Raw genomic sequence first — 22,506 nt, 5'->3', positions numbered from 1 at the left:
TGGTTCATCTCCACCTAGTGTTGAGGCCATAGGAGTGAATGCGCATGAACCACCAAAAATTGGTTTTCTTCGGTTACTTCATTTTGTTTCCCGTACTTTTTCTATTCAGTTCGTTGCTGTGGCGATTTGTCATTCGTAATGGCGATTTACTCGTTGTCGCAACAGACGCGCTAGCTATTTTGGCTATTTATTATTTTATCGTCAGCGCTTTTTTGGTTACTCGGATGAACAGGTCTTCGTCTTGACGGCTACCTCGAGCTTTTCTTTGGATCAAAGATGTACATAGAACAGGAGGACTTGAATTGAAAAAATATTACGCCTACCACTCGCTAATTATGACAATTTACACCATCGTACTTCTTTACTGCCTGCTAAATAACCGATTTGTACCGGTTTTGATTGTGGCCATACTTGGCATGCCACTCATGGTGTTAAATCAACAAAAAAATCATCCTTCTCGCAGTCACCCGAGATCAAACTAAGCGCCTCAGTTTGGTTTTATTACCTACAGACAAAAAAAGAACCTTGCTTTCGCAAGACTCTTTTTTTATTTTTTAAATGATTTGACGACGTCTTTGAACTTGAGGCGGTTGCCGTAATTCAAGGAACCGAATTTGTAAATATGAATCGATAACGCGGCGAACAAGACGACGGTCCCCACCATAATCACACTTGAAATGAGCAGAGAAGTCATCGGCACACTGGTCAGCATATACCGAATCGGCATCGTAAATAGTGAGATAAACGGGATAAACGAAGTGACTTTTACGACTGCGTTATCAGGTGCGTTCATCGCAAATGTGGCGGCAAAGTACGCCAAAATAAACAAGAACGTAATTGGTGTTACGGATGAGTTAACATCTTCTACTTTGGACACCAAGCTGCCTAATGCGGCGTAAATAAACAAGTATAAAATATACCCCATTACGGAGAACAAGATGTACACGAGCAATACGTCCCCTGTCATTGATCCTTGCACCAGGTCTAGCACAAACTGTGGGTAATTTTCTTTGTTTAACATAAACCCAATGACCCCAAATAAGAGAATGGCAGCGACTTGCAGCATTCCTGTTAACCCAACTGCTCCTACTTTCCCAAGAATGAGGGTTCGGGGATTACTTGAAGTAATGAGCAACTCCATTGTACGGGAATCTTTTTCTCTCGCTACGGATGTTGCGACGTTCGCCCCGTAAAGCAGAATGAGCATATACATCGTGATCATCACTGCAAACGCAATGGCGGTGCCTGACTGGGCATCCTTTCCGAGAAACACCGTTTCTTGTTCGATTGGTTGTGCTAAAATTTCACGGACTTCTTGACTGTCGATGCCTTTTTCTTCAAACAAACGCGTTTCGTTCAGTTGCTTTAACTGCGATTCAAAAACCAGTTGTTCGGTCGAATCCGTCGTGCTGTCAAAAGAGATGTAGGTGTAGCTGTCGTAATCTTTTACGACAAACCCGGCTGTTTCCTCTTCGTTTTGTACAGCTTTTCTCAATTCGTCTTCAGTTGCGTAGCTTTCTTTTCCAAACACCGGACTGACGGCGTCTTTAATTTCTTTATTTGCATAAACGACGACAAATTCTTCGTTTTTCGCGTCGTCTCCTTCTGCTTCGTCACTTCCAAACCAAATCACGAAGCTCGGAATGGTGGTGATGAGCAGCGTAATAATGCACATGATGGCCGTGGTAATGAGCAAGCTTTTCTTTCGTATCATGCCAAGAAATTCAAACGCAAAAACGGTTTTAAGCTTTTTCATTTTGATCACCTGTTTTCTCAATAAAGATTTCTTGAAGACTTGGTAAGTAATCCATAAACATTGTGAGTTCTATCCCTTGGCTAAATAGGCCTTCAACAAACGAGCGTTTTGTTTCGTTTGGTTGAAGCGTTAAAATAATGTCTTGTTTTTCAAGGATGTAGTCATAGCCTGACAGAAAACTCAAGTTGTCTTGGTCTGCAAACCGTAAGCGCAGCTTGCCTTTGCCCATTTGTTTTCGAATGTCGTTTAAATCTCCATCTAATACAATCTTGCCGTTGTTGATAATGGCTATGTCATCGCAAAACGACTCGATGTACCCCATTTGATGGGAAGAAAAAATAATGATGCGATCTTCACGAATGTAATTTAATAACGAATCTTGGAAGATTTTTGAGTTTACCGGATCCAGCCCTGAAAACGGCTCATCCAATATCAAAATATCCGGTTCGCAAATAAACGCTTGCGCAATTTGCACTTTTTGTTGGTTCCCTTTAGACAGCGTATCGAGTTTTTGGTCTAAATAAATCGCAATGCCAAATTCTTCTGCCCATTTTTTCATGGAATGCTCGGCATCTTTTTTGTTTGCCCCGCGCAGCTCCGCAAAATAAATCAACTGATCTTTTACTTTGAATTTCGAGTACATGCCGCGTTCTTCAGGCAAATAGCCAATGCGGTAATCGGTCGGATTGAATGTTTTACCGTCTATTGTAATCGAACCGGTATCTCCTTCAAACACATCCATCAAAATTCGCATAGATGTCGTTTTTCCAGCACCGTTTCTTCCTAAATAACCAAAAATCTGTCCTGAGTTAATCGTTAAGTTAATGCCTTTTAACACATGTTTGTTGTTAAAGGATTTGTTTAGTTCTTCGATTACGAGCTTCATATTGACACCTCCACAGAGTAGATTGATCTCTTTGAATCTATCTTAACATAGAACTTTTTCCATTATAACCCATCTTTATTTTATACTGTTTACAAAATGAACTTTATAAGTTCAGGCTGTCCCTATGTAAGCGGGTTACGTGTTGCGAAAAGTTTTGTCTTTCATTTTATTGACCCTATTCTAAAGTGCCTGTAATCCTGTTAGGGATAGCGACATGGTGTTCGAGCAAGGAGAACTCATCGTTAATTCGGATAAATTCAGAGCATTTACCTGAAATCTTACAAATGAAAAAGAAGATAAAATCTGTATTTTTCGAAGAACTACAGAGGGTGATCCAATTTTTGATACGTTAGATTATAATGGCGACAATATTGCGCATACGTATACTAATTCTCATAATGAAGTTGGAGGTTCAATATCGGAACACAAAATAGGTGAGTATGACGGACTTGCAACTACATGATCGTGACATTAAAAACGCACTGAACCTTAAGCTTAGGGTTCAGTGCATTTTAGTATCTGGTTTTCTTGTTCATTATTTCGTTTTTAGGGTCGCTAAATCAGATAAGATGGGATTTTTTTGCTCGCTGATCAAAGCTTACTAAGCTTTTCACACCTAGTTTTTTCAACATTTCCTTGTTATCCGCAGTGTAATTCCCAAGATCGTCGGGGTAATGGCTATCAGAAGATAAGGTAAATTCGACTCCTCGTTCTACTAAAGTTGTTAAAAAAGAAGGTCCTGGACACATCTCTTTTACTGGATACCGATAATACAGCCCCGCATTCACTTCAGTTGCCGTGTTTGTTTCGACAAGTGCGTTGGCTATCTTTTCATGCCATACTTGGTTGAAGCTTATATCTTGTACTTGGTAGTTAAAGACTTTTAAGTTGTCCAAATGAGCGACAAAATCAAATAACTCTGAACGAATTGCGCTTTCTACTATGATGTAAAACCGATTATACAATTCTTTTAGATCATATTTTAGAAACACATCCGCAGTTTGAGGATTATCGAATCCCCAACCATCGACAAAGTGAACAGATCCGATAACAAAATCCCACGCGTATTCTCCTAATAATTCGGTTAGTTCCGTTTCGCATCCTTCAAAATAATCCGCTTCTATTCCGAGTTTTAACTCAATTCCTTGCAGCCGCCATTTTTCTTTTTCTTTTTCGATCACCTCAACAAAATCAGCCATATTTTCGGTCATGACATGATTTAACCACGCTGATTGAACCCTTCCGATTGGGTGTGTAGGATCCAAAATCATATTCTTTTCAAAATAACTCCGAGTTTCTTTAAAGCGGTATAAATGATCCACGATGCCAACTTTCTTCAAGCCTAATTGCTTTGCTTTTTCTAAATACAAATCCAACCAAAAACTGCTAAAGCAACCGTGGTCAACTCGCTTTTGCAATTGCTTTGTTTGCCAGCGCATAAATGCTTTTGACCCTTTTTCTAAATCGGCCGGTGCTCCAAAAGATGACAAAGTTTTAGCCGTTCGTTCCAACCACTTGACTGTATAGGGCCCTTCTTCTAAGTGAACATGAAAATCCATTTTCATTATTCTACTCCACCTTTCACGACTGTCCACAGCGACTCGTATTCCGACCAGTCTTCTGGACACGATTGATCGCAGAGCAATTCTGTTAGTTCGTCCAAACTGCAGATGCTGTAAAACGATTGTTCTCCGATCTTAGTTGCATCAGTTAATAAGATCCTGCTGTTGCTTTGTTTCACCATCTTTGACGATACGATTGATTCATCCATATCAAAGTCAAAAACAGTTCCATTTTTCACTCCGCCACACGATAAAAAAACTTTGTCGAGACTCATTTTCGTTAACCACTCGACAGTTACCGGTCCTGCCACTGAAGACTGTGCCGGATTGGTGATGCCTCCGAGTAACAATACTTTTCCCGTTATCCGCCTTTCTTCTAATGCTAGATTAAAACGTTCGGCAGCAGCAAGCGAATTTGTTACGACCGTTAAGTTGTGCACGCCCTCCAAATAATCGGCCAAATGCACAGTGGTCGTTCCTACATCAACGCCAATGGTATCCCCATCTTCAATGCGGCTAGCAGCGGCTTTTGCAATTAGTTGCTTGACTCTTTTTTGCATATCCAGTTTCCGCTTAAACTGCGGTTCCGTTCGAAGTTTCAAAAACGGAATAGCCCCTCCGTGAACTCGAGTTAATAATTGGCGGTTTTCCAATTCGCCCAAATCTCTACGTATCGTTTCTGGTGCGACGTCCAGCTGTTCGGCAATATCCATAACCGATATTTTCTGTTTTTCTTGTAATTGCTTAACTATGTATTGAAATCTCTCCATTTTTAAGTAGGTCATTGCAGATAAATCACATCTTCCGGAGAGATATAGCAGTCGTATTCTTTTCCAACTTTGATAGACTGTCCGCGACGGTGCAATTGTTCGACAGAAAACTCACGGTCTCCTGACAGAAAAACCGTTCGAATAACATTTCCACTCATGACTGATTTTTTAGCAACCGCTTTTATCCGGTAGTCAGCGTCAGTTCCTTCAAACGATATTGCTTCCGGACGAATGGCTAGTTTATCGCCTATTTTCGTTAAGTTTTTTCCAATCAGCTCTTCTAATTGTGTTTTGCTGAAAACATTGTAATGTCCGATAAAATTTGCAATAAATTCAGTTTGGGGCTTCGTGTAAATATCAGTAGGCGTTCCACATTGCGCAATTTCGCCTTTATTCATGACGAAAATCTTGTCAGAGACGGCCATCGCTTCTTCTTGGTCATGCGTCACGAGAATCATCGTAATCCCCATTTGACTTTGAATCGAACGCAGATCCGCTTGCAGTTTTTTTCGAATTTGTGCATCTAACGCACTTAATGGCTCATCTAAAAGTAACACTTTCGGTTTAACGATTAACGCACGCGCTAAAGCAACTCGTTGCTGTTGACCGCCGGATAATTCGTGAGGATATGCTTTTTCTTTATCGGATAGGTGAACAACTTCTAAAATTTCTTTCACTCTTTTTTTGATTTCTGCCGTAGGTGTTTTATTGATCGTTAAGCCGAACGCTACATTTTCATGCACTGTCATATTAGGGAACAAGGCGTAGGATTGAAACACCATGCCTATTTCACGTTTTTTGGTCGGAACTTTTTCCATGTTTTTGTCTTCAATTTTCACACTACCAGACGTTGCTTCTGTTAACCCTGCCAGTATTCGTAAAATGGTGCTTTTTCCACAACCGCTCGGTCCTAAAAGGGTAACGAATTCTCCTCTTTCAATCGACATATCAATCGAAGAAAGAACCGTCGAGGTGCCGTAATTTTTTTGCAAGTTTTCTATTTGAACATAACTCATGACTTCACCAGACCTTTCGATTGTTTAGTCAACACGGAGATCGCCAATGTCAAAATCCCCATTAAAACAAGATAAACAAAGACAACGGCACTTGCTATATGTCCGCTTGTACTCAATTTTTCCATCAAGTAAATTTGAACGGTTTCAAATCGCGAGCCGACAACTAAGTTAATCAGCACAAATTCTCCAAATAAAATCGAGAACGATAACAAAGCACCAACAAATAATCCTGGATATATGGCCGGCAGCAAGACTTTTACAAAAGCTTGACGTTTTGAAGCACCTAATAATTCCGCTGCATCTAATAATTGTTTGGCATTAACATTTCTAAGACTGTTGCGAGTTCCTTGATAAATGTACGGAAAAATACTGATGACATAGACTCCTAGCACTGCAAAAATCATCGGTATACCTAGTTGCGTATATGTACGGATCAAGCCAACCGCTAAAATAACACCCGGGAACGCGTAAACTAACACAACAATGGTTTGCATCCATTTTTCATATTTCGGAAAATACAGCACAATCACAAATATTGCGGGGACTACGAAAAAAAAAGCAAGAACTACAGCACTCCCTGACAACAATACCGAACGTCCAAACGCTTGGATAAACTCCACGTCTTGAAATAGAATCGCGAGCCATTTAAAAGTTAACCCTTCTGGTAAAACTGTCCTGTTCCATTCCGTCGCAAAAGCATAAAGCGCAGTGGCCACAATGGGCAATAGTAAATACAACATGAGAAACAGCAAGAACAAGTCAGCTACTCCCTTTTTCTTCATCATAAATTTCTCCTCGTTTTCTTAATGCTCCATTCACTGAGAACCATTGCCGAAATCATCGTGGCTCCAAGTAACACGGCGATGGCACTGGCCAGTTCCGGTTGGGCAAAAATATCACCCGATAGCAACGTTCCGATTCGGATAGCTGCTAAATTATAGTCACTTCCCGTTAACGCATAGGCCGACGCATAAGCGCCCATTGCATTCGCAAACAACACACTAAAAGTCCCCACAATTCCTGGGAGCATCACTGGAATACCGATTTTCATCCAAAATTGAACTGTATTCGCACCTAATAAGGCAGCAGCTTCTTTCCATTGCTGTTGAATTCCATAATAAATCGGATACAGCAGCATGAGGGATAATGGCAACTGAAAATAGATATAAATCAGTAGCAAGCCGCTCCAGCTATATAGAGAAAAAGAAGCAAGCGCATCTATGTTCCATTTCTCAAACAATAAGGTAAACAGCCCACTGTTGCCAAGCAACACAATAAATGCAAAAGCCAGTGGAATACCTGAAAAATTCGATGTCAAATTAATCATGACTAAAATTCGCTCTTTTACGGGATCTGTAAAGCGCATCATTGCGTAAACCGCAAATAACGAAACGACAAGCGCGACAAGCGCAGAAACAGCCGATAACGTAATGCTGTTTTTGAATCCTTGTAAGATATAGCTGTTGAACAAAACCGTTTTGTACTGATTTAACGTAAAGCCCTCGCTGTCAGTAAAACTCGATAAGAACATATTCACTAAAGGCAAAACAAAAAACATCACGATTAATAGCATGAACGGAATAAGTAAAAATAAGGATTTATTTTTAGGTGTCAAATGATCACTGCTTCCATTAAAATTGTTATTTTACTTTTTTCTATGTTTAGGAATCCTCTCAAGTACTGCTCGTTAAGCCCGCTGACATTCCTCTAGCTGTAGCGGCAACATAGCTTTTGACGGTTCGATTTCTAATAACTGACAGACTAGCGGCGCAATCATCAATTGTGAAACGAGTTCATCCGCTATTCCCGCAGTTATTTTTTCTGAGACAATAAACAATGGCACATGGCGATCTTCCGCTGTATTTCCGCCATGATTGCCATCTGCCGTCATTCCATGATCCGCCGTAATAATAATGTCGTACCCTCTTTCTTTGCACAACGGGATAAACGTTGATAGCAATGCATCCACAGCAAGTACCCGATTCCGGTATTCTTTTGAATCTGCAGTAAATTTGTGACCGTCATCATCTACGTTCATCGGGTGAATATAAAGAAAATCAGGTTGTTTTTTTTCCATGAGCCACGAGGCTTCCGCAAACAAATGGCTATCGGGGTAATGATCTTCAAAGTAAAAAAATCCATTTTCAATCGGCAATTCCGTATCTAGTTGAATGCGATCTTGAATTTCATTGAAAGGAGCGGAATTATACAATTCACTTACCCAATGATAGGCGGCAGCGGCCGTTGTTTTCCCGCCGTCTTTCGCCAAATGGAATAAACTTTGTTGCGTGGATAACCGTACCGTTCGATTGCTGTTAACCCCATGGACGACAGGAGGTGTACCTGTCAAAATGGTTTCGTATAAAGGCCTGGAAAGTGATGGAACTTCTGAGCGCACTTTATAACGCGCAGCTTTTTCATGTTCTACTAAATGTTGTAAATAACCCATATGGCTACAAGCCGTATCAAACCGAAGAGCATCTATAACAATCAGAACCACGCGATTAGTTGCCATGGATTAATACCTGTTCTTGCCACATTTGAGGAATATTCTTGGTTGCTTCTTCCCAAGCCGCTTGGTCTTTAACTGGCTGTGTGTTGGTATACATTTCATCCGGTAATAGCATTGCTTTTACTTCTGATGAAAGTTCTACATTTTCACGAATAGGACGAGCATAGCCCTTTGCTAAATTTTCTTGTCCTTCATCTGACAGAATATACTCTCTTGCCAACATCGCAGCATGAGGATTTTGAGCATACTTGTTAATTACTGTAGCGTAACCTGACATAATGGATCCTTCTTCAGGAATGACAATATCAAATCGGGATTCATCGATTTGATTGCTATAGCCTAATGCATTGAAATCCCACATGATGGCAACATCAATCTCGCCTTTTTCAAGGTTTGCGACTGTTGGATCTCCTTGCAAACGTCCTTGTTCCGCCAATTCCGCAAAAAAGTCGATGCCTGGTTGCAGATTATTTTCATCTCCACCAAAAGCCATTGCTGCCCCTAAAATAGCAAATTGTGCTTGATTTGCCGTTAAGGCATCACCAATGCTTACGATATACTCACCGTTTTTAAGGTCTTCCCAAGATTTCGGGGGATTTTCAACATTGTTGGTATCGGTTAGGAATGCCATCGTTCCGGTATAGCCAACGATCCAATGCCCTTCATCATCTTTTGCCCATTCCGGAATATCCTCCCAGTAACTTGTTTTATACGCTTGTGTCAATCCTTTTTCTTCAGCAATGGGTCCAAATGCCACTCCGACATCGCCAATATCAGCAGAAGCATTGTCTTTTTCCGCTTCGAACTTTGCCAATTCTTCTGCACTCGACATATCTGTATCGGTATGAGTTATGTCAAACTCAGTTTCTATTTCACTCCACGTTTCTACCCAGTTTGCCCATGTGTCAGGCATGCCGACAGAATTTACTTCGCCTTCTACTTTTGCTTTTTCGATGACTTCTTCTTTCGTTAAGGAATTTCCATCAACTTGTGCACTTACACTTTCTTTATCACCAGAGCATGCCGCCAATACACTTACTGCCATAATTCCCAACACACTCTTTTTTAAAATTTGCTTAAAGACCATTATGAAACCCCCTATTTGTTTTTGTTTGTTTTTGTTTGATTACACTAATAATCATAACGAACAAACATTGAGCCAGTATGGAGGCTTTACTAATGATTCGTAAAGATTGTTAAGAGAGTGTGAAGAACATATAGGGTTACTTCTTTATTTCAATATAAAAAAACACTGAATTTAGAGCTTTAAAATAGCGCTAAATTCAGTGTTTTTTTGTTCCCACAGGTTTTATCATCTTCCATTATTTTTATAATTTTATTAAGCGAGATGCCTAATTCTACAACTGCTAGTAGCGTAACTACGATTGGCCACAAAATAGTGCATCCTTTTTTCGTAATTACGAGCGGAATGAAGAGAAATTCCGGATTTTGTAGCGGTTTTATCGCCATAGATTTCGTATGTGGTGTGAAACTCTTTTGAAATCAATGCTTTCTACTTATTCCATTCTAATAATTCCCATTTATTTGGATATACTGTCGAGTTTAGTAGAAATACTGTCCGTTTCACAGCGAATACTGTCCGAATAGGGATGAATACTGTCCAAATCACGCTGTTTACTAGCGAATTAAAAACAGATCCTAGCCTCAACTAAAACCAACCATAAAAATCTCTTCCAAAGAAATCTGGTGGCTGGTTTAATTTAGATAATCTATTAGTCACATAAAAAATGTTTACACTCATCCCTTATTGTAAAAACCAGACACAATTTGGTATACAACGTTACAAATTTCCCCACAAAAAAACGCACTTTCATTTAGAGCTTTGTAACAGCTCTAAACAGAGTACGTTTTTCTCTTTTTCTACTTTACAGCCAGCTACTCTTCTTCTAAAAAGTCATTTTCAACAAGCCAGTCGTAAGCAACTACAGAAACACTTTGCCCTTCAATATCGACGAGATAATTCAGTTCTCTCATAATGTCGCTGTTTAGGCTTTCTGCCAAGCGAGCTGTAATTTCTTCAATTTCTGGGTACTCTTCAAACACTTCTTGATTGATCGCGACAGCTGCTCGGTATGGCGGAAAGAATCGTTTGTCATCTTCTAACACGACTAAGTCATAATTTCTGATCGTAGCATCTGTTTCAAAGGCTACTGAAACGTCAACTTGCTCATTGTCTAATGTCCGTTGCGTCAATCCTAAGTCCATTTGACGCACTTGGCTAGAACCAAATTCAAAACCATAGGTCTCTTCTACACCTGGCAAGCCGTCTGAACGATTTGCAAACTCAGCATCAGCGGCCATCGTCAACTTTCCAGGATTTTCATTGACATAGTCTGAAAGATCACTGATGGATTTGATGCCGAGTTCTTCTGATTGTTCGCTTCTCATCGCGAGCGCATAGGTATTGTTGACACCCGACATATTCATCCAGTGGATGTCGTTTTTGATATCATTTTCTTTTACCTTTTCAAAAGCAGCATCGGGGTCAGCAATGGATTCTTCGCCCATATACGTAATAAGTGCCGTTCCCGTGTATTCCCACATCATGTCTACTTGACCATTTTCTAATGCTGAACGAACGACACTACTGCCAAGGTTGTTCATTTGGTTGACTTTAAAGCCTTCATCTACTAATAAGAATGCCGTCATCTCTGACAGTAAGTATTGTTCCGTATAGTTTTTTCCCCCGACCGTCACTTCTTTTCCGGTCACGCCTATTCCTGAACAGGCCGACAAGATCACCGCAGCAATCAGCAGAGGGACCAGTTTGAGTAAGTTCATGACAAATTTCAATACCTCCTATCCCTATTGCTAAGCTTCCTCAATACGCCTCGATCCTTTTGGCACAACGAGATATTCGATTTTACGCAAAATATAATCAGCTAAAATCGCCAATAAAGTTACGGGGATAGCTCCAGAAATCAGGAAGCCGTTATCAAATAAGTTAATCCCAGTAAAGATCCAAACACCAAGTCCACCTGCACCAACCACATAGGCTAGAGCCGCTGTACCAATGTTCAAGACAACAGCCGTTCGGATGCCGGCAAGGATGGAGTAAGCCGAATTAGGAAGCTCGACACGAAATAAAATCTGATAAGGTTTCATTCCCATCCCTTTTGCCGCATCGATCATATTCTTGTCAATAGAGTCAATGCCTGCCACTGTGTTTCTGAAAATTGGCAGGATCGAATAAATAAACAATGCAAAAACGGCCGATTTAAAACCGATACCTAAAATACTAATCATTAATGCCAGAACTGCTAGACTGGGAATCGTTTGTCCCAAATTGGCGACATTGGAAACCAACCATTCGGCTTTTTTGAATTTGGGTCTAGTGATGAGAATGCCTGCTGGTACAGCTATCAAAATAGCGAGAATTGAAGAGACCAGTACTAAAACAACATGCTGTCTCAGCAACACCAAAAATGTTGCTGATTGAGTAAAGATATAGTCAAAATAGCTATTGGCAACTGCCCAAATGAAGAATGTGGCGACCAATGCATAAAGCGCGTATTTGACAATATTGCCTATCCATTTTTTACGGTTCACCGAATCACCCTTCCTGAGAGGCGGACATTTTTCCTTTTATTTCGAAATGTAGGTATTTTTGAACAAGATCGATTGTGATGGTGCCAATATTTTCATCCTGATCGTTTTTCACAATTACTTGATCTGCTTCTTGATTCATCAGCATCGACAACGTATTGCGCAAATCTTGATGGATATTGATTGTTTTTGTATCTTGAATCGATTCGTCCACCGCGCCGAGTCCAATGATTGTTCGTAAATCTTCTACCGTGTGTAAGCTTAAACTTTTAATGGCGCGGTCTTTGCCAAAAAATTGAGAGACAAATTCATTTTTGGGATGTGACAGCATTTTTGAAGGTGTATCAAATTGCATAATTTCTCCGTTGCGCAAAAGTACGATTTTATCGGCCATTTTGATCGCTTCGTCGATATCATGGCTAACAAAAAGAATCGTTTTTTTCACTTCACGCTGAATCTGTAAAAACTCTTCTTGTATCTTGTCTCGAATAATTGGATCGAGTGCCCCAAACGGTTCATCCATCAACATAACCGGAGGATCAGCCGCAAGTGCACGAACTACGCCAATACGTTGCTGCTGGCCGCCTGATAATTCATGCGGAAAACGCTTGCCGTAGTCTTTAGCATCTAACCCAATCAGCTTCATCAAATATTCAAAGCGTTCTCGCTTATCTTTTTTGCTCCATCCTAAAAGATCTGGAACGAGCATAACGTTTTCTTCAATTGTCATATTAGGAAAAAGCCCGTTGCTTTGAATGACATAACCAATTTTCCTTCTTAACTCGATGGCATCTAAATCTTTAGAGTTTTCATTATTAATAATGATTTCGCCTTCTGAAATAGACTCCAACCGGTTGACCATTCGCAATAGCGTTGTTTTTCCACAGCCGGAAGGACCGAGCAATACAACGATTTTTCCTTCTTCAACAGTAAAATCAACATCGTTGACAGCTACGATCTCGTCACCATATCGTTTTGTTACATTCTTAAATGAAATCATATGCTCACCTCTCTAGAGTTAATCGGTTAACGCTTTGATGGTAAAACGTTTTTGAATCAATAATAAAATAGAATCTGCGATGACAGCGAGTATTGCAACAGCGATAGAGCCACTGATGATCAAGTAATTGTCACCTCTGCTAATTCCTTGAGTAATTAAAACCCCAAGGCCGCCCGCGCCGATATACGAAGCGATGACGGCTATCCCGATATTCATAATGACAGCTGTTCGTACGCCTGCCATAATTACCGGCATGGCATTTGGAATTTCGACACGTAACAAACGCTGATGCGTTTTCATGCCCATGCCAATCGCTGCATCGCGCATTTCTGGATTGACGTTTTTGATGCCGGTATACGTATTACGGATAATTGGCAGTTGTGAATACAATACGAGCGCAACAAAAGCTGGCACAAAGCCAATTCCTTGATTGATAAGAGAAAAAATAGGAATCATTACGCCAAAAAGTGCGATGCTGGGAATTGTTAATGTAATAGAGGCAATTTGAAGAACTGTGTCTGCTAAATACTGGTTCGTGGTTAAGTAAATACCAAGCGGAATACCAATCAAGAGTGCCACGACAATTGCTAGAGACACCAGCACAGCATGATCAATTGTTAACTCTAAAATACGAGGAGTGTTTACCTCAAGAAACCGGAGCCACTTTTCCATTGAAACACCTCCCTTCTATGTTTAGAAACTACTAGCTGCATTGGAGCTTGATTCGACAACTATACTTGTTAAAAGCATTTATCTTGTTAAAAAAATAAGACGACTTAAGAGCGCGGAAACCTGCCGCATTCATAAGTTATCTAATCCGCATTCTTTGAATACTAGAGCACATTAATTGTCTTTATTGTCCGTAAATCCAAAACCATTAGAATTTTCACTTTATTTAACACATAGAAATACCCGTTAATTTGTTGTTGTTGGGAAATTATGTTTCTTTAATATTTTTAAGTATAACATACTTTTCAAGGTCATTTTTTACCGATAGGCTTACTTTAGCGGGTTCACCGACTTGTGTATTCAATAGAAAAAGGCTTCCGATCTTACGGAAAGCCTTTTATGAAATTCCATTATTCGCTTAATCCTATCGACTGTTATACCCTTTCAAATAGGATTTCTCAGAAGTGCTACCCATCTGCGTGTTGACAGGCGCTTCTTTATTGCGTCCCATTAATCCTTGACCGAGTGGATTCCAAGTCAGCGAGCTAATCGTTCAAGTGATTGGTCAGTTGATGGTAGAATAACGCTTCGTAATGAGCCTTTAAGGTGGGTGTGCCCCCCATGAATGATTTATAATGAGCAAAATTCCAAATGCTCCTACTGCTAGTAAAGTGAATATGATTGGCAACAAACTAACGTCCTCTTTATTATTTACGAGCTGAATAAAGAAAATTTTTGGTTTCCTAAAGGTTGTATTGATAGAAAATTTATATTTAGGCTGGATTTTGGGAAAACTCTTTTGAAATCAATGCTTTCTACTTATTCCATTCTAATAATTCCCATTTACTTGGATATACTGTCGAGTTTAGTAGAAATACTGTCCGTTTCACAGCGAATACTGTCCGAATGGGGATGAATACTGTCCAAATCACGCTGTTTACTAGCGAATCAAATTTTCACGAGATTAAGTTAAAGTTGTGAAATAGCCTCCTTATTAAAATCAATAATCTTGAAAAAGCTACTACCCAATCTTTTACTGAAAGAACAGTTGTAGAGAGATAAATTAAAACAGCCACAAAATCTCTTCAAAGGAGACTTTGTGGCTGTTCTTATTTAATTACTTTTATTAACTTGTTGTTCTCGGAAAAAGCGCTTTGTCGTTTTTAAAAAATGTCCATATGCTGGAAATCAACAATAAGACGATTCCAGCCACTAAAACTGCTTGAATTGTTGTTATCATCGATGCGTCTAATACCCCGCTCGCGTACGCGCTATAGATACCAAAGAAAGCCCATGCGATTGGAAGTGGAAATGCGGCGTTTTTGTATAGAGCCAAGTAGTAGAACACAAATCCAATAGCAACAAATAAAATGATGATTGTCCAAATGGAATCGGATAGACCGAATCCGCCCCACTCTTGTTGGACTAAAAATAACGACGAGTTAACGATTGTCGCGATAAAAACCCATGAGCTGTAAAGGGTAAAACTGATGCCTGCCAGCGTACTCGGAAATTGAGAGCGATTGTTCGTGATCTTTTTGACGATCAAGATCAATGAAAACAGCAATCCCAAAATTAGGAAAGTTGAAAGTCCAAGTAATTCGTAGGAGAACACGATAATCCACGCCATATTGAATACTGCACTGGCAATAAATAACGGCGATACCAGTCGAATGAGTTTACCAACATGTTGATCCTTTCGTTTAATAAAGAAATAAACCAATGTCACTAGAAGTAGCGTATAAATCACGCCCCAAATCGAAAACGTAAAAGGTGCCGGTGAGATGAGCGTCATATACTTGTCTGATAAATCCTTTTGACTCATGCCATTAAAAAATCCAGAAGACCCAAGATAATTTACCCCTAAGGTTAGGAAATAAAAAATCAAATTCAAGATGGAGAACAGCATTGTTTTTTTACGTGTTTTTTCGTCCATAAGGATTGCGCCTCCTGATTTATAGTTTTCAAAAATTGCATCGCTTTAATAAGTTTTCCCTTATGTACACTCTACTAAACAAAACAGTGAGTATAGCCCCTACATTTTATAAGTCGACATAGGGTCGTCATTCGAAAGTTTCATCATAAATGGATACAACCCTAAAAACACGAGCATTAACGCGGTTGCAAGAAAGAAAATGCCTAAGCCATCAAGGTCTAAAATTAGCGTTAATGCGATAATGAGCAGTGCTGGCATGTAACTAGAAATGGCGGTTAGCTTTCTCGACTTGGGTATGAGGTATTGGGTCTTTTCGCAATAAGGACACTTGGCTTTATTGCGAAACTTGACTGTATTTTTCACCCCCGTTTTCCACGGCCATTTTTGACCACAATTTTCACAAGTTGGCATGATTTCACTCCTTCTCCAATTGATTTTCTCGATGATCTGTTTGCATATAGCGAACAAAGTAAGCACCAGTGATTAGCAATGTTAGGGTTAGCGCCATAGTGATAACACCGAGAAAGTTTAACCAATAGCCGACTAAGTTAACGATACTGATTAGTAAAAAACAAATCGCTGTCACTCTACTTTTAGGGTCTGTATGGGTTGTCTCTTTCGTTTTGATGATTTTATTGATTGAGATGCTTAATGCTGCGACTGCTAGTAACGTAAATACGATTGGCCACAAAATAATGCCTCCTTTTATTTCCTGTACCTGTATTTACGAGTCGAATTAAAGAGAAGTTTCGGGTTTTCTCGAGGTTTTATTATCAGAGACTTCGTATACTGAGAAATCCCATTGACATCAATATTTTCTACTTATTTTTCGCTCGTCATTTCCAGTTATTTGGATATACTGTCCGATTTAATAGAAATACTGTCTGATTTTGCTCAAATACTGTCCGAATGGGACTGAATACTGTCCGAATCACAGCAGTTACTAGCGAACGAGATCTTTTCAGCCATTGATATAAAGTGGTGAAATGACTACATGATTTTAGAAACATTACTTTTCATTCAACTCGTTAGACAAAAAAATAACGACACATCACCAATTAACGCAACAAAGACTGCCAGTTTTTTATGACCTGGCAGTCTTTTGGGGTACTCATTATAATATAAGAATTCCCACGTCTCTTCTTTATTAAACCTGCGGATTAGTCATCAATGCCCAACGATTGTTTATACCCTGCTAAATACGTTTTTTCAGACGGGCTGCCCATGTCAAACGAATTCATAGCGCGGTGCCAGTTCGGATAAAGTGGAGCTGGTCGTGCCACCGATTCAATGCGGTCATGCTCTTCTTGTGTTAGTTGAATTTCAAAAGAAGCAATGTTTTCTTTTAGCTGCTCTTCGTTGCGCGCAGCGATGACAATCGGACCGACATTTGGCCGGTCCCGGACCCATGCATAAGCAATTTGCGGCACTGACGCATTGTGATTGGCTGCGACTCTTTCTAACGCATCGATTACTTGGTAGAGCCGTTCCTGATTTTGCACCCACGGTTCTGGCCATCCAGCTCCTTGACGTGTATTCGCCGGTGCTTGTTTGTTGCGGCCAATTTTGCCGTTTAGCAGTCCTTCACCGAGTGGACTCCAGATCATCGAGCCAATGCCAAGCTCACTGCCTGCGGGAAGTAGTTCGTATTCTGCTTCTCGTGCTTCTGGTGTGTAGTAAATTTGTTGGGTAATGGGTGGAATAAAGCCAGATTGCTCTGCAACCGTAAACGTTCGCGCCAGTGCCCAGCCGCTATAGTTTGATACGCCCCAATGGCGAATTTTTCCGGATTTGACGAGACTTGTCATAGTTTCGACTGTTTCTTCGACCGGCGTTTGCCCGTCCCACAAATGAACAAAATAGACATCAAGATAATCTGTACCTAACCGCTCAAGTGATTGGTCGATAGATGTTAAAATATTGCTTCTTGAAGCTCCTTTTGCGTTAGGGTTTTCTCCGAGTGGAAAGCCTGTTTTCGATGTTAGCAATAATTCGTCACGGCGCCCTTTAATGGCTGATCCCAACACGCGCTCTGCATCGCCTTTTGAATACAAATTGGCAGTATCAAACATGTTGATGCCGGCCTCAAGTGACATGTCTACCATGCGCCGTGCTGTTTTTTCGTCGATATTGCCTGCAGCGTCAAAGCCATTTGTCCCGCTAAAAGGAACCGTTCCAAGTATGTACTTCGGAACCTGCAAGCCTGAGTTTCCTAAATAGATATAATCCATAATTGCCTCCTTCTGAATCTGTATTTTCTACTAATTAGATTCCCCCGACCATCTCCAGCTAAACTGAAAAGCCAGGCTTTCCATTTCCAATTGTTTACTTTAATTCGACAACGGGAAGTTCTACATTAATACTGTTTTACATTAAAGGAGGAGAACTAAGTGGGACATTATATTGAAGTGGAAGATGGCGTAAACGTTTATGTGGAAGACATTGGATCGGGGCAACCGGTCGTCTTTATTCACGGCTGGCCTTTAAATAGCAAAGCATTTGAGTCGCAAGTAAGCGTGCTTGCGGAGCAAAACTTTCGATTTATCGGCATTGATCTCAGAGGTTACGGGAAATCAGACAAGCCGTGGTCGAGCTACGATTACGACATGGCAGCGAACGATGTCAAAGCGGTTGTCGATTATTTAAAACTTGATCATTTTGTGCTTGCCGGATTTTCCATGGGCGGTCCGATTGCCATTCGTTACTTAACAAATTTCAATCAGCAAGGCGTCGATAAACTGATGCTATTAGCAGCAGCGGCTCCATTATTTACGCAACGCGATGATTTTAAACACAACTTGAAGCCGGAAGAAGTAGACGGCATTATTGATCAACTTAAAGAAGATCGTCCGGCATTTCTTGGGCAATTCGCGGATATGTTCTTTGAACAGAAAAAATCACCGGAATTTCTGCATTGGTTCCAAACGCTTGGACTCGAAGCCGGTGCTCACTCAACCATTAAATCCGCGATTGCCTTAAGAGATGAGGACTTGCGCGACGAGTTAGCAGGCATTACTGTGCCAACGGCTATTTTCCACGGGAAAAAAGATCAGATCTGTGCTTACGAACTGGCTGAAGAAATGGACAAACAAATCCCCAATTCAGTGCTCGTTCCTTTCGAAGACAGCGGACATGGCATCAACGCAGATGAACCAGAGCGTTTCAATAATGAGTTGTTAAATTTCCTTAAGAGTTCTGATGAAAACTAAAGAACCTGCGCAACATTAAACCTACTGGGCACCTGGACGACAAATCGAGGTGCCTTGTTTTATTGTTTATAACTTTTTTAAACAGCTTATATTTCACACCCAGTTGCTAAATCAAAAGGAGGAAATTATTTAATGGCAAACGATCAAGTTTTCACATTTCATAATGGGGTTGCAGTTCCCAATATCGGCTTTGGTACGTGGCAAATTCCAAACGAAGAAGCTTACAGTGCAGTGACCATTGCATTGAAAACTGGCTACACGCATATTGATACGGCGTTAGCATATAAGAATGAAGAAAATGTCGGCAAGGCGATTAAAGATTTTGATATTTCCCGGGAAAACGTTTTTATTACTAGTAAGCTTCCTGCCCAAACAAAAGGATATGAAGCGACTCTAGTGGCTTTTGAAGAAACCGTTTCAAATCTCGGCGTGGATTTCTTGGATCTTTATTTGATTCATGCGCCGTGGCCTTGGGATGACATTGGCAAAGATTGCACAGAAGGCAATATTGAATCGTGGAAAGCAATGGAGAAGCTTTATAAAGAAGGCAAAATCCGCGCAATCGGTGTTTCCAATTTTGCGGAAAGCGATATTCAAGCACTTATCGATGCTTGCGAAATTGTACCAATGGCGAATCAAATTCCGTTTTATGTCGGGCGCGATCAAAAGAGCTTGCTAGCGTTTTGTGCAAAGCATAATATGGTGGTCGAAGCTTATTCTCCGCTGGCGACTGGTCAAATTTTGGATAGTCCTAAACTCAAGAAAATGGCTACAAAATATGACGTAACGCCTGCGCAATTGTGCATTCGTTATTGTTTAGAAAAAAACACCTTGCCCCTTCCGAAATCGACAAACGAAGAACGCATCTTAGAAAATAGCCAATTGGATTTCACTATTTCTCCAGAAGATGTTCAAATACTAGATGCTTTTGAAGATATCCGCGCTGAATAGTGATAAAAACCGCCCTCGGGCGTTTTTTTCAAGAGAATTTCATTTTTTCGCACCTTTATTTCCAGTTAATTGGATATACTGTCCGAATTAGAACAAATACTGTCCAAATGAGACTGAATACTGTCCAAATCACGCCATTTACTGTCGAAAAGAAATTCCCTGCTAATTTTTCAATTAAAATGTGATCTAAATTTAAACCCTCTCCGTTATGTCTATAAGAACTTAAAAAAAGAGGAGTGTTTTTATTATGAAATGGAATAAAATCTTAGTACCTGTATTAGGGGCAGCGCTTTTAATACCAGGCATGGCAACAAACGTATTGGCGGCTGAAGCATCACCAACTGAAACGACGGGCGTGGAACTTCGCGCAACATTGGACTCATTATTATCGGAGCATTACGCATTGGCTGTCGATTCGATGATGAAAATTTACGATGAAGACGGAGCAGCAGAAGCGGCAATTGCAGCGCTTGATGAGAACGCAGCGGACATGGAGCCGGTGATTGCTTCTGTATACGGTGAAGAAGGCGGAGCGGCATTTGTGGAAATTTTTGACAAACATAACACAGGAACAGACGATTACGCTGCGGCAGTTAGAGATGGCGATGACGCAATGAAAGAAGAAGCGTTAGACGAAATTCAATCTTTTGTTGATGACATGGGCGCATTTCTTGGCACAGCGACAGAAGGCAATCTTCCTGAAGACGGCGCAACTGCAGCTCTTCGCGAGCACGAAGATTTTGTCCAAAATACATTTGATCTTTACGTAGAAGGAGATTATGTTGCGGCTTATACGTCTTACCTAGATGGTTTCACACAAATCTTCGGAGCCGGAAGCGCTATCAGTGGTGCCATTTCGACTCAGTTCCCGGATCAGTTTTCAGATCCAAACACACCAGCTGGTGATTTCCGTTCCACTGTAAACCGCATTGCTGCTGAGCATTTCGCTTTAGCACAATTGAGCATGACAAAAGGGTATAATGGTGCTGAAGACTTTGACTTTGCCGATTGGGCACAGGATCAAAATACAGAAGAGTTTCGTGCAGCACTTGCTTCTGTTTATGGTGAAGAAGCCAGCAACCAATTTGTTGAACTTTGGAACAACCAACACATTTCCGTTCAAGGTGATCTTGTTATCGCTGTAGCTGCTGACGACAAAGAAGCTGCTGACGAAGCGACTGCTACGTTGACTAACACATTTGCAACGGACCTTGGAACATTCTTAAACAGCGCAACAGAAGACCGCATGCCTTTAGATGAAACAATTGCAGGCGTAAAAGCACATGAAACTTCAGTTATCGACACGTTCCAACAATACGTATCGGGTGACTACGAAATGTCTTACGAAACATACCGTACAGGTTATGCAATTATGTTCGATATCGGTAAAGGATTGAGTGGCGCAGTTGTTGATCAATTCCCTGAGAACTTTGAAAACACTGCACCTGAACAAATGCCAGCCACTGGACTAGGTGGTACGGCTAACCAATCGAACTCGATGATTCTTTGGATTACATTAAGCACACTGATTCTTTTGGCAGCTGGTACAATTACTTATCGCCAAACAAAAAATCAGCAGTAAAATTTCAGAGAGAGCGAATTGCTCTCTCTTTTCCCGATTGGAAAGGAGGAATGACAAATGAAGCAGCTTGTCACTATAACTACAGCCGTAATTTTATGTCTTGCTTTGTTTATCCTATTGAAACCTTTGGCCGCTAGCCCGACTTTTGAAGAGCAGATGGAGCAGGTCAAAAAAATTGAAGAGAAAAAAGAAGTTCCTAAGAAAGAAGAAGTAACAGGCAATTATGTTGATAAGATTGCTGAGTTCCCCATTCTTCCGGAACAACGTGAAAAATTACAAATGCTACAACGCGAACGTCAGCAAAGCATACAGGGGATGGAACCTTTTCAAATTAAAATTCCCTCAATCGGCGTCGATGCAGCTATCGAGTCAACGGGTATTTTAGACAATGGCCAAATGGGAGTTCCTGAAGATGTAGATCAAGTTGGCTGGTTCGAGCCTGGTTATAAAGCTGGCGCAAAAGGCCACGCTGTTTTAGCAGGACATGTTGACAGTTTAACGGGTCCAGCTGTTTTTTATGAACTCGATAAAGTGAAAGTCGGAGAAACTGTAACAGTAATAGGTCCAGATGGCCGTGAAATGATGTACGAAGTTAAAAATTTAACGAGCTATGAAACAGATGATGCACCAATCGAAAAAATATTTGGTAGCTCAGATAAACGACTGCTTAGTTTGATTACTTGTACAGGGGATTACAACCGCGACATCGGCTCTCACGAAGAACGTTTAGTCGTGACAGCTGAATTGGTTTCTGATTCTAGTGTGACAGACAAGCAGCCGGCGTCTCCAGAAAATGTTGTCGCTACTGATTTCAATCTTTCATGGCATGCCGTGCGTGACGATGCGATTATCGGTTACCGCATCTACGAAGAAAATATTCAAACAGGCGAATTGAAAAAAATTGAAACTGTTTCGTTGTTTGATAGAAAAAACGTTTCTATTAAAACAGATGACACAAAGCGTTACCACGTCTCTTCTGTCGATGTTGACTTGAACGAATCTAAAAAAGCATTAGCAGTAAAGAATTAATAAACACATCATTCAAATAAAAATGCCGAAGAAAAGTGAAATACTTTTCTTCGGCATTTTT

Annotated in this window: 23 protein-coding genes and 1 pseudogene; 7 read left to right on the top strand and 17 right to left on the bottom strand. The window is 40.5% G+C overall.

What is annotated here, in order from left to right; all coding sequences use genetic code 11:
• Positions 1 to 44: 44 nt before the first annotated feature.
• Positions 45 to 245 (top strand): hypothetical protein, encoded by a 201-nt coding sequence (locus tag FQ085_RS17035; RefSeq protein ID WP_149457239.1) that lies wholly within the window; start codon positions 45 to 47, stop codon positions 243 to 245.
• Positions 246 to 302: 57 nt separating this feature from the next.
• Positions 303 to 482, top strand: a complete 180-nt coding sequence (locus FQ085_RS17030; protein WP_149457238.1) for a hypothetical protein — start codon at positions 303 to 305, stop codon at positions 480 to 482.
• 65 nt (positions 483 to 547) lie between these two features.
• Here the strand turns inward: FQ085_RS17030 and FQ085_RS17025 are convergent, their stop codons facing one another.
• Both FQ085_RS17025 and FQ085_RS17020 read right to left on the bottom strand, forming a co-directional pair.
• Positions 548 to 1,756 carry an ABC transporter permease gene (locus FQ085_RS17025; RefSeq protein WP_149457237.1) on the bottom strand — a complete coding sequence of 403 codons (1,209 nt, stop codon included), beginning with the start codon at positions 1,754 to 1,756 and terminating at the stop codon, positions 548 to 550.
• Positions 1,743 to 2,642 (bottom strand): ABC transporter ATP-binding protein, encoded by a 900-nt coding sequence (locus FQ085_RS17020; protein ID WP_149457236.1) that lies wholly within the window; start codon positions 2,640 to 2,642, stop codon positions 1,743 to 1,745. Before FQ085_RS17020 ends, FQ085_RS17025 begins: the two co-directional genes overlap by 14 nt.
• 292 nt (positions 2,643 to 2,934) lie before the next feature.
• Between FQ085_RS17020 and FQ085_RS17015 the strand changes: the two are divergent.
• Positions 2,935 to 3,105, top strand: a pseudogene (locus FQ085_RS17015) (DUF4362 domain-containing protein); the annotation flags it as partial.
• 97 nt (positions 3,106 to 3,202) lie between these two features.
• Here FQ085_RS17015 and FQ085_RS17010 read toward each other — a convergent pair.
• From FQ085_RS17010 to FQ085_RS16940, 15 genes are all read right to left on the bottom strand, one after another.
• Positions 3,203 to 4,207 (bottom strand): histidinol phosphate phosphatase domain-containing protein, encoded by a 1,005-nt coding sequence (locus tag FQ085_RS17010; protein WP_149457235.1) that lies wholly within the window; start codon positions 4,205 to 4,207, stop codon positions 3,203 to 3,205.
• Positions 4,207 to 4,989 (bottom strand): DeoR/GlpR family DNA-binding transcription regulator, encoded by a 783-nt coding sequence (locus tag FQ085_RS17005; protein WP_149457234.1) that lies wholly within the window; start codon positions 4,987 to 4,989, stop codon positions 4,207 to 4,209. Before FQ085_RS17005 ends, FQ085_RS17010 begins: the two co-directional genes overlap by 1 nt.
• Positions 4,986 to 5,990, bottom strand: coding sequence for an ABC transporter ATP-binding protein (locus FQ085_RS17000; RefSeq protein WP_149457233.1), 1,005 nt, complete (start codon positions 5,988 to 5,990; stop codon positions 4,986 to 4,988). The genes FQ085_RS17005 and FQ085_RS17000 overlap by 4 nt, the downstream gene beginning before the upstream one ends.
• Positions 5,987 to 6,772 carry an ABC transporter permease gene (locus FQ085_RS16995; protein WP_149457232.1) on the bottom strand — a complete coding sequence of 262 codons (786 nt, stop codon included), beginning with the start codon at positions 6,770 to 6,772 and terminating at the stop codon, positions 5,987 to 5,989. Before FQ085_RS16995 ends, FQ085_RS17000 begins: the two co-directional genes overlap by 4 nt.
• The gene (locus FQ085_RS16990) at positions 6,772 to 7,548 is read right to left on the bottom strand and encodes an ABC transporter permease (protein WP_245830301.1); all 777 of its coding nucleotides are present in this window, start codon (positions 7,546 to 7,548) and stop codon (positions 6,772 to 6,774) included. The genes FQ085_RS16995 and FQ085_RS16990 overlap by 1 nt, the downstream gene beginning before the upstream one ends.
• 129 nt (positions 7,549 to 7,677) lie before the next feature.
• Positions 7,678 to 8,505, bottom strand: a complete 828-nt coding sequence (locus tag FQ085_RS16985) for an alkaline phosphatase family protein (RefSeq protein ID WP_149457231.1) — start codon at positions 8,503 to 8,505, stop codon at positions 7,678 to 7,680.
• Positions 8,495 to 9,589 carry an ABC transporter substrate-binding protein gene (locus FQ085_RS16980; protein WP_058384054.1) on the bottom strand — a complete coding sequence of 365 codons (1,095 nt, stop codon included), beginning with the start codon at positions 9,587 to 9,589 and terminating at the stop codon, positions 8,495 to 8,497. The genes FQ085_RS16985 and FQ085_RS16980 overlap by 11 nt, the downstream gene beginning before the upstream one ends.
• 809 nt (positions 9,590 to 10,398) lie before the next feature.
• Entirely contained in the window at positions 10,399 to 11,304 is a 906-nt protein-coding gene (locus FQ085_RS16975; protein ID WP_262499835.1) for an ABC transporter substrate-binding protein, read from the bottom strand.
• Positions 11,305 to 11,334: 30 nt separating this feature from the next.
• The gene (locus tag FQ085_RS16970) at positions 11,335 to 12,072 is read right to left on the bottom strand and encodes an ABC transporter permease (RefSeq protein WP_149457230.1); all 738 of its coding nucleotides are present in this window, start codon (positions 12,070 to 12,072) and stop codon (positions 11,335 to 11,337) included.
• Between the two features lie 4 nt (positions 12,073 to 12,076).
• The gene (locus FQ085_RS16965) at positions 12,077 to 13,069 is read right to left on the bottom strand and encodes an ABC transporter ATP-binding protein (protein WP_149457229.1); all 993 of its coding nucleotides are present in this window, start codon (positions 13,067 to 13,069) and stop codon (positions 12,077 to 12,079) included.
• Between the two features lie 18 nt (positions 13,070 to 13,087).
• A complete protein-coding gene (locus FQ085_RS16960; protein ID WP_149457228.1) occupies positions 13,088 to 13,741 on the bottom strand; it encodes an ABC transporter permease in 654 nt (217 codons plus the stop codon).
• Between the two features lie 1,123 nt (positions 13,742 to 14,864).
• Entirely contained in the window at positions 14,865 to 15,674 is an 810-nt protein-coding gene (locus FQ085_RS16955) for a tryptophan-rich sensory protein (protein WP_149457227.1), read from the bottom strand.
• A 99-nt stretch (positions 15,675 to 15,773) separates the two neighbouring features.
• A complete protein-coding gene (locus FQ085_RS16950; RefSeq protein WP_149457226.1) occupies positions 15,774 to 16,085 on the bottom strand; it encodes a TIGR04104 family putative zinc finger protein in 312 nt (103 codons plus the stop codon).
• Between the two features lie 4 nt (positions 16,086 to 16,089).
• A complete protein-coding gene (locus FQ085_RS16945; RefSeq protein ID WP_149457225.1) occupies positions 16,090 to 16,365 on the bottom strand; it encodes a hypothetical protein in 276 nt (91 codons plus the stop codon).
• A gap of 469 nt (positions 16,366 to 16,834) precedes the next feature.
• Positions 16,835 to 17,905 carry an aldo/keto reductase gene (locus FQ085_RS16940; protein ID WP_149457224.1) on the bottom strand — a complete coding sequence of 357 codons (1,071 nt, stop codon included), beginning with the start codon at positions 17,903 to 17,905 and terminating at the stop codon, positions 16,835 to 16,837.
• A 159-nt stretch (positions 17,906 to 18,064) separates the two neighbouring features.
• Here FQ085_RS16940 and FQ085_RS16935 point away from each other — a divergent pair, with 159 nt between their 5' ends.
• From FQ085_RS16935 to FQ085_RS16920, 4 genes are all read left to right on the top strand, one after another.
• Positions 18,065 to 18,883, top strand: coding sequence for an alpha/beta fold hydrolase (locus tag FQ085_RS16935; RefSeq protein WP_071152828.1), 819 nt, complete (start codon positions 18,065 to 18,067; stop codon positions 18,881 to 18,883).
• 132 nt (positions 18,884 to 19,015) lie between these two features.
• Positions 19,016 to 19,834 (top strand): aldo/keto reductase, encoded by an 819-nt coding sequence (locus tag FQ085_RS16930; RefSeq protein ID WP_149457223.1) that lies wholly within the window; start codon positions 19,016 to 19,018, stop codon positions 19,832 to 19,834.
• Between the two features lie 247 nt (positions 19,835 to 20,081).
• Complete coding sequence (locus FQ085_RS16925) at positions 20,082 to 21,416, top strand: hypothetical protein (RefSeq protein ID WP_149457222.1); 1,335 nt, start codon at positions 20,082 to 20,084, stop codon at positions 21,414 to 21,416.
• A 57-nt stretch (positions 21,417 to 21,473) separates the two neighbouring features.
• Positions 21,474 to 22,445 carry a class F sortase gene (locus FQ085_RS16920; RefSeq protein ID WP_149457221.1) on the top strand — a complete coding sequence of 324 codons (972 nt, stop codon included), beginning with the start codon at positions 21,474 to 21,476 and terminating at the stop codon, positions 22,443 to 22,445.
• The last annotated feature ends 61 nt before the right edge of the window (positions 22,446 to 22,506 follow it).

Origin of the sequence: Planococcus sp. ANT_H30 (assembly GCF_008369335.1) — a bacterium.
GTDB lineage: Bacteria > Bacillota > Bacilli > Bacillales_A > Planococcaceae > Planococcus > Planococcus kocurii.
Note: the sequence above shows the minus strand (reverse complement) of the source record. Positions and strands in the feature narration are given on the sequence as shown.